This is a genomic window from Streptococcus sp. (genome assembly GCF_019414905.1).
GTDB lineage: Bacteria > Bacillota > Bacilli > Lactobacillales > Streptococcaceae > Streptococcus.
Map to the genome: position 1 here is coordinate 1 of NZ_DXLC01000001.1, position 7,204 is coordinate 7,204.

Below are 7,204 nucleotides of genomic sequence, written 5' to 3' on the forward strand. Positions count from 1 at the left end.
TGTATAAGAGACAGGTTTAAAGAGTTATTATGTTTTTCCCTTAGATTGAGTTCGTATCTAGTTTCTTTTTATACTAATTGAGTACTCATTAGTAGATAAGTTGTTAAAATTAGTGACATTTATGACCTTGGCGAATGTGTAACATAGAAGTATAATAATCCTGTAGAAAAAATAAGGAGAGAAAATATGTTAGTGCTAGTTGTTGCCATTTTTTGGATTTATAAATAATAAAGATAGAATAGGAAGGTCTATGTTAGAACTAAAAAATATTAGCAAAAGTTACGGACAAGGGACGCTAAAAAATAATGTCTTAAGAGAAATAAATTTTAAGGTAGTTGAAGGAGAATTTGTATCGATAATGGGACCATCAGGTTCGGGCAAATCGACATTTATCAATATTTTGGGACTGATTGATTCTGAATTTGAAGGAGAATATATATTAGACGGAAAAAGTATTGAGAAGTTAAATGAAAATCAACAAGCAAGTTACCGTAATCGTGATATTGGATTTGTTTTTCAACAATTTCATCTTATTGATGAATATACTGTTAAAGAAAATATTTTATTATCATTCCTATATTCTGACCAACAGCCAGATATAGAATACATTGATAGTTTATTACAAGACTTAGGACTTATAGATAAGATGAATGAGTACCCAAGTCATTTATCAGGCGGACAGAAGCAGCGAGTTGCTTTAATTAGAGCTCTTGCTCATAAACCTAGATTTCTTATAGCGGATGAACCTACAGGTGCATTAGATGAGAAAAATAGGAATGAGATATTGCAAATTCTACAAAATTTGAATCATTCTGGAACGACAATTATTGTAGTAACTCACGATGAGTTTGTTGCCAGTCATTGTAGAACAAGGTATCGAATGAAAAATGGGTATCTAACATCTGAAGGAGAAGGATTACATGAAGTTTAAAAAGCTGTTAATAGATACTCTAAAGCTGTTAAAGAGGAATAAAAGACAAAGTATTCTGACATCCTTAGCCATCACAGTGGCAACATTTGTTTTATTAGTAATACTATCAAGTTCTTCCTATACAACTTCTACATTAGGTAATGATTTAAAGATAGAAGAAGACACAGCAACAATGACTTATACTCCTCAGAATATGTTGGATATTAGAGGGTTTACACAGGAAGATAAACAATTGGTTGAGCAAACTATTGGAAAACATGCAAGACTTTCTTCCAGCTCTTATGCTTTGTATGCTGAAACGTATTTTAATGATTCTAAGCAGAATCTTAGTTTTCGAACATTAGGCGATTTGAATAAGAATGGTTTAGTTGTGCCTGCTTTATTAAAAGGGAGAGCATTAGAGGAACTAGATGGAGGTGTCGCTATTAGCGATAAGGCTCTCATGTCATTGACTCGAAAGGAAAATATTGAAACTTTTTTAGGAGAGACTATCAATATATCTGGAAAAGAATATCCAATTCAGGCAATATATTATGGATCAGCTGTTAATGAAAGATTACCTTCTTTATTGGTTACCAATGAAATCAAAGAGTTACTTTTAGGAGGAAGAGAATATTTTGATGAATTAGTGGTAGAAACTAATCAGTTGGAGAATATAAATAAGGCTTTATCTGCTTTAGATACTTATGGAACATTCCGTAAGGAAGGAACCTATGCATATATAGATAATAGAAGGGTATATGAGGAAACAAAGGCCCAAGCTACTACAATATTAAATTTCATTGCACTTTTATCAAGCATTTCAATTTTTGTAGCTGGTTTTGGGGTTATGAATGCTATGTTGTCTTCTGTTAGCGAACGTAGCAAGGAGATAGCCATTCGTCGAGCTTTAGGGGCTAAAAAATCTGATATTTATCAATCGTATATGATGGAGGGGATTCTTTTATCGCTTCTGGGAGCTATAACTGGTATTGGAGTAGCGATATTATTTGTTGTTTTAATGAACATGAGTGGTTTTGTTACGACATTAACTCTGGATCATATTTTGATTACTCTATTCACAACGGGCGTATTTGGAATTGTATTTAGTATTATGCCTGCAATGGTTGCAGCAAATAAAAATGTTATTGAAGGTCTAAGGTAATGATGGATGTGAATTTAAAGGAGGTAAAATGAAATTTACAAAAATAGATAGAGTATTTTCTCTATTGCTAATTGTGGAATTTACAATATGTTTTTTTACACTAGATAATTTTAATCTTTTTCAATTTATGCTGTTTGTACAAATTATACCATCAATATTATTAGCTTTGTTATCGGGAAGTATTTCTTCTAGAAGTAAGCACAGCTGGGTGTTATTAATTATTTTTGGAATGATCTATGCCTTAATGATGTTTGGAATTTTCAGAGTTACTCCTATGACGCTTATAGAACAAAATACGATTCAATCTGAAACTTCCGTATTTACATTTAATAGAAATTTACAGTTAGGAACTTATTTTGGATTTTTCTTGCAGGAATTTTTACTAGGAGCTTTTATTTGCACTATTTCAAAATATTTTGGGAGAATTAAACAAGGGAAATTTTAATGAAGCCTGCATTAAAAAGAAGAATTGCTTCTGCAGTTATTTTTAGAAAATGATATTATTGAAATGGTGTAACATTTGGAGAAAATTATTTTTGAACGAAAAAGATTTGAGTATGTCGGTCCTAATAGAAAGCAAGTAAAGGACTTTATGATTCTAAAAAATTTCATGTCTAAGACAATTCAAGTTGAAATCAGAGTGGAGGGATACTTGTTAGAACTTCTTATTTTAAAAGAGATGAGTACAGAATTTTATAATTTAGATTTTCTTTCTTTGCCCTATGATGTCAATATAGATGTGAAAGAAGTTGTAGAGGATATTGATTTAACAGTCTATAAGAATAGTAAATATAGGGAGTTTAATTTCTTTAAAAATATTTGTAAATGATATTTTTGAAAGTCTATCCATCCCTATATTAGAATTGCTACAACAAGTTTTCAATACTTGTTTCAATTGAACATACTAAAAACCGAGCCTAAGTATTAAACTCTTAGTCTCGGTTTTGATATTTCTTAAAGAATAGCTAGGTTTATTTCAATTGATCTGTAATGTCTTTTGATAGCAACATTCCTAGATGATAAGTTTTATTGATGTAAGCAATGACATCATTGATGTTTTCAGTAGTGTGAATTTTCTCTTTGATGTCAGCCCTAAATGTTTCATCCTTCAAAAGTTGTTCTTGGTAGAGCCTTTGAAGTCGTTCTTTTTCGTACTTATTGAGTAGAAAAAGGAATACCAAGCTAATTACAACTAGGACATAAGCATATTGGCTCATAGGATATCTCCCTGTATGATAAAGAAGTAGTAGTGAGTAAATTGAATTAGTCAATTCAAAATAGCAGAACAAGTCAGCAAAACTTGATAAGATTTTTGATAGGCCTCTAAGCCAAAGTCCGTATAGGCTTTAGTATTAGTTACTTAGATTGCTTTGCAATCAAGTAATTTAAAATATTACGACATGAACCAAACCAAATCGATATTATTGGGTTAGATGAATTAGTAAAGCGTTTAGACAAGTATCTCTAATTACGACGTAAAGAAACATAAATCGATAATATTTATGTTTCTTTACTAGTGAAGCGCATAGCCAAATACCTGATAGGATTTGGCGTTAGTTACTTAGACTACTTTACAATAAAGTGATTAAAAGATTACGACGTCATGGTCTCTAAATCGATTATATTTAGAGACCATGACTAGTGAAGCAGTTAGCTAGTCCGCATATAAGCGGCTAGCGTCTAACAATTAGGAACTTTAGTTCCAATTGTTAGTACTGAATCACATCTTCTCTGGCGCTTCTACTCCAAGCAAGCGAAGGGCCTCTTTGAGAACGACTGCAGTTGCGTAGCTGAGGGCTAGACGGCTGTCGCGTTCTGGGCTTTCATCCAAGATGCGCGTATGTGCATAGTATTTGTTGAAGGCTTGAGCCAGGCTAATTGCAAATTTAGCAATGATAGAAGGTTCAAAGTTGTCCGCCGCACGGTTGATAATACGTGGGAAGTCTTGGATGAGTTTGATGATTTCCCAGCTTTCAGCATCATTTAAGCTGTAATTAGCCACTGTTTCTGGTTTGAAGTCTGCTTTACGTAAGATCGATTGGATACGAGCGTAGGCGTATTGAACATAAGGTCCAGTTTCCCCCTCGAAGGATACCATAGCTTCTAGATCGAAATCATACCCATTTGTACGGTCGGTCTTGAGGTCATAGAACTTAATGGCTCCTACCCCGACAGCATGCGCTACCTGGTCTTTGTTTTCCAGTTCAGGATTTTTTGCTTCAATTTGAGCTTTGGCACGGCTAACAGCCTCTGCAACTGTAGGCTCTAGCAAGATGACATTCCCTTTACGAGTAGAGAGTTTTTTCCCTTCTTTTGTAACCAAACCAAAAGGAACGTGAGTAATGTCGCCACTCCAGTCGTAACCCATCTCTTGCAAGACAGCTTTGAGCTGTTTAAAGTGGGCAGATTGTTCTTGGCCAACGACATAGATAGATTTGGCAAATTGGTATTCATTTTTACGGTAAAGGGCTGCAGCCAAGTCACGTGTGATATAGAGAGTTGCACCATCAGATTTTTTGATAAGGGCTGGATGTTCAATTCCATATTTCTCAAGATTCACAACTTGGGCACCTTCTGATTCAACAAGAAGGCCTTTTTCAGAAAGAATGTCTACAACTGCATCCATCTTATCGTTGTAGAAGGCTTCTCCGTTGTAGCTGTCAAATTCAACCTTCAGTTCATTGTAAAGGCGACTAAATTCCACTAAACTTTCATCACGGAACCATTGCCAAAGAGCGAGAGCTTCCTCGTCTCCATTTTCAAGTTTACGGAACCATTCGCGTGCTTCTTCATCCAAACTTGGGTCATTTTCAGCCTCAGCATTGATGCGGACATAGAGTTTAAGAAGTTCATCGATTGGATGAGCTTTTACAGCTTCTTCGTCACCCCATTTTTTGTAGGCAACAATCAGCATCCCAAACTGCTTACCCCAGTCTCCTAAATGATTGACCTTGACTGTTTGATAACCGATTTTTTGGAAAATATGTGACAAGCTATCTCCGATAACAGTTGAGCGTAGGTGACCAATAGAAAATGGTTTAGCGATATTGGGACTAGACATGTCGATAACAACATTTTCTTGTTTGCCAATAGTTTGGTCAGCATAGTGTTCTTTTTCAGTGATAACAGCTTGTAATACTTGAGCAGAAATGGTAGATTTATCAAGGAAAAAGTTAACGTAAGGGCCTGTTGCGACAACCTTTTCAAAGGCTTGGCTGTTAATTTTTTCAGCTAGTTCAGTCGCAATCATTTGAGGTGCTTTACGCTCGACTTTTGCAAGAGAAAAAGCAGGGAAAGCAATGTCTCCCATTTCTGAGTTTTTAGGGGTTTCCAGTAAATTTAAAATAGCCTCTTGGTCCAGGCTATCAATGACGCTAGCCAATTCGCTAGCAATCAATTCTTTTGTATTCATTAAGAGCTCCTTTTTGGACTTTTCTACTATTTTATCACAATTTTAAAGAAAGAAGAAAAAATTTTTGAAATCTCCTATTTTTTTGGTATAATATAGTTATAAAATTAGTTATAAATATTCACATAAGAGGATTTTATGAGAAAAAGAGATCGTCATCAGTTAATAAAAAAAATGATTACTGAGGAGAAATTAAGTACACAAAAAGAAATTCAAGATCGGTTGGAGGCGCACAATGTTTTTGTGACGCAGACAACCCTGTCTCGTGATTTGCGCGAAATCGGCTTGACCAAGGTCAAGAAAAATGATATGGTGTATTATGTACTAGCAAATGAGACAGAAAAGATTGATTTGGTGGAATTTTTGTCTCATCATTTAGAAGGTGTTGCAAGAGCAGAGTTTACCTTGGTGCTTCATACTAAATTGGGAGAAGCCTCTGTTTTGGCAAATATTGTAGATGCAAACAAGGATGAATGGATTTTAGGAACAGTTGCTGGTGCCAATACCTTATTGGTCATTTGTCGAGACCAGCACGTTGCCAAACTCATGGAAGATCGTTTGCTAGATTTGATGAAAGATAAGTAAGGTCTTGGGAGTTACTCTCAAGACTTATTTTTGACAAGGAGAGACGGAAAATGGTGACAGAAAAGTTATCACCCGGCATGCAACAGTATGTGGATATTAAAAAGCAATATCCAGATGCTTTTTTGCTCTTTCGTATGGGTGATTTTTATGAATTATTTTATGAGGATGCGGTCAATGCTGCGCAGATTCTGGAAATTTCCTTAACGAGTCGCAACAAGAATGCGGACAATCCGATTCCTATGGCGGGTGTCCCCTATCATTCTGCCCAGCAGTATATTGATGTCTTGATTGAGCAGGGCTATAAGGTGGCTATCGCAGAGCAGATGGAAGATCCTAAACAAGCAGTTGGGGTTGTGAAACGAGAGGTTGTTCAGGTCATTACGCCAGGGACAGTGGTCGATAGCAGTAAGCCGGATAGTCAGAATAATTTTTTGGTTGCCATAGACCGTGATGGGAATCAATTTGGTCTAGCTTATATGGACCTGGTGACGGGTGACTTTTATGTGACAGGTCTTTTGGATTTCACGCTGGTTTGTGGGGAAATCCGCAATCTCAAGGCTCGAGAAGTGGTGCTGGGCTATGACTTGTCTGAGGAAGAGGAACAAATCCTTAGTCGTCAGATGAATCTGGTACTTTCCTATGAAAAAGAAGGTTTTGAAGACCTTCATTTACTGGATTCACGATTAGCAGCTGTGGAGCAAGCGGCATCTAGTAAGTTGCTCCAGTATGTTCATCGGACACAGATGAGGGAATTGAACCACCTCAAACCTGTTATCCGCTATGAAATCAAGGATTTCTTGCAGATGGATTATGCGACCAAGGCTAGTCTGGATTTGGTCGAGAATGCTCGGTCAGGCAAGAAGCAAGGCAGTCTTTTCTGGCTTTTGGATGAAACCAAAACAGCTATGGGTATGCGGCTCTTGCGGTCTTGGATTCATCGTCCCCTGATTGATAAGGAACGAATCGTCCAACGCCAAGAAGTGGTGCAGGTCTTTCTCGACCATTTCTTTGAGCGTAGTGATTTGACAGACAGTCTCAAGGGTGTTTATGACATTGAGCGCTTGGCTAGTCGTGTTTCTTTTGGCAAAACCAATCCTAAGGATCTCTTGCAGTTGGCGACTACCTTGTTTAGTGT

At 36.3% G+C, this 7,204-nt stretch carries 7 protein-coding genes and 1 pseudogene; 6 read left to right on the forward strand and 2 right to left on the reverse strand.

Translation table 11 applies throughout. From position 1 onward, the window contains the following. The first annotated feature begins 250 nt into the window (after positions 1-250). The 4 genes from QZ359_RS00005 to QZ359_RS00020 all read left to right on the forward strand — a co-directional run bounded on the left by QZ359_RS00005 (position 251) and on the right by QZ359_RS00020 (position 2,904). Positions 251-931, forward strand: coding sequence for an ABC transporter ATP-binding protein (locus tag QZ359_RS00005; protein WP_000891279.1), 681 nt, complete (start codon positions 251-253; stop codon positions 929-931). Then, positions 921-2,075 (forward strand): FtsX-like permease family protein, encoded by a 1,155-nt coding sequence (locus QZ359_RS00010; RefSeq protein ID WP_261219539.1) that lies wholly within the window; start codon positions 921-923, stop codon positions 2,073-2,075. Before QZ359_RS00005 ends, QZ359_RS00010 begins: the two co-directional genes overlap by 11 nt. A 28-nt stretch (positions 2,076-2,103) precedes the next feature. Next, entirely contained in the window at positions 2,104-2,520 is a 417-nt protein-coding gene (locus tag QZ359_RS00015) for a hypothetical protein (RefSeq protein ID WP_023943967.1), read from the forward strand. Between the two features lie 75 nt (positions 2,521-2,595). Further along, positions 2,596-2,904 carry a hypothetical protein gene (locus tag QZ359_RS00020; protein ID WP_023943965.1) on the forward strand — a complete coding sequence of 103 codons (309 nt, stop codon included), beginning with the start codon at positions 2,596-2,598 and terminating at the stop codon, positions 2,902-2,904. Positions 2,905-3,046: 142 nt separating this feature from the next. Here the strand turns inward: QZ359_RS00020 and QZ359_RS00025 are convergent, their stop codons facing one another. Both QZ359_RS00025 and argS read right to left on the reverse strand, forming a co-directional pair. Then, entirely contained in the window at positions 3,047-3,292 is a 246-nt protein-coding gene (locus QZ359_RS00025) for a hypothetical protein (protein WP_023943963.1), read from the reverse strand. Positions 3,293-3,795: 503 nt separating this feature from the next. Continuing rightward, the gene (gene argS / locus QZ359_RS00030) at positions 3,796-5,487 is read right to left on the reverse strand and encodes an arginine--tRNA ligase (RefSeq protein ID WP_261219538.1); all 1,692 of its coding nucleotides are present in this window, start codon (positions 5,485-5,487) and stop codon (positions 3,796-3,798) included. Positions 5,488-5,622: 135 nt separating this feature from the next. On the opposite strand from argS, the gene argR reads away from it, so the two are divergent. Both argR and QZ359_RS00040 read left to right on the forward strand, forming a co-directional pair. Further along, the gene (gene argR / locus QZ359_RS00035; protein ID WP_001231476.1) at positions 5,623-6,069 is read left to right on the forward strand and encodes an arginine repressor; all 447 of its coding nucleotides are present in this window, start codon (positions 5,623-5,625) and stop codon (positions 6,067-6,069) included. Between the two features lie 50 nt (positions 6,070-6,119). Then, positions 6,120-7,204, forward strand: a pseudogene (locus tag QZ359_RS00040) (DNA mismatch repair protein MutS); the annotation flags it as partial.

What these genes read in the sequence shown, in the direction of transcription:
- QZ359_RS00025 (WP_023943963.1), bottom strand. Translation starts at nt 3,292, where the DNA reads ATGAGCCAATATGCTTATGTCCTAGTTGTAATTAGCTTGGTATTCCTT.
- argS (WP_261219538.1), bottom strand. Translation starts at nt 5,487, where the DNA reads ATGAATACAAAAGAATTGATTGCTAGCGAATTGGCTAGCGTCATTGAT.
- argR (WP_001231476.1), top strand. Translation starts at nt 5,623, where the DNA reads ATGAGAAAAAGAGATCGTCATCAGTTAATAAAAAAAATGATTACTGAG.
- QZ359_RS00005 (WP_000891279.1), top strand. Translation starts at nt 251, where the DNA reads ATGTTAGAACTAAAAAATATTAGCAAAAGTTACGGACAAGGGACGCTA.
- QZ359_RS00010 (WP_261219539.1), top strand. Translation starts at nt 921, where the DNA reads ATGAAGTTTAAAAAGCTGTTAATAGATACTCTAAAGCTGTTAAAGAGG.
- QZ359_RS00015 (WP_023943967.1), top strand. Translation starts at nt 2,104, where the DNA reads ATGAAATTTACAAAAATAGATAGAGTATTTTCTCTATTGCTAATTGTG.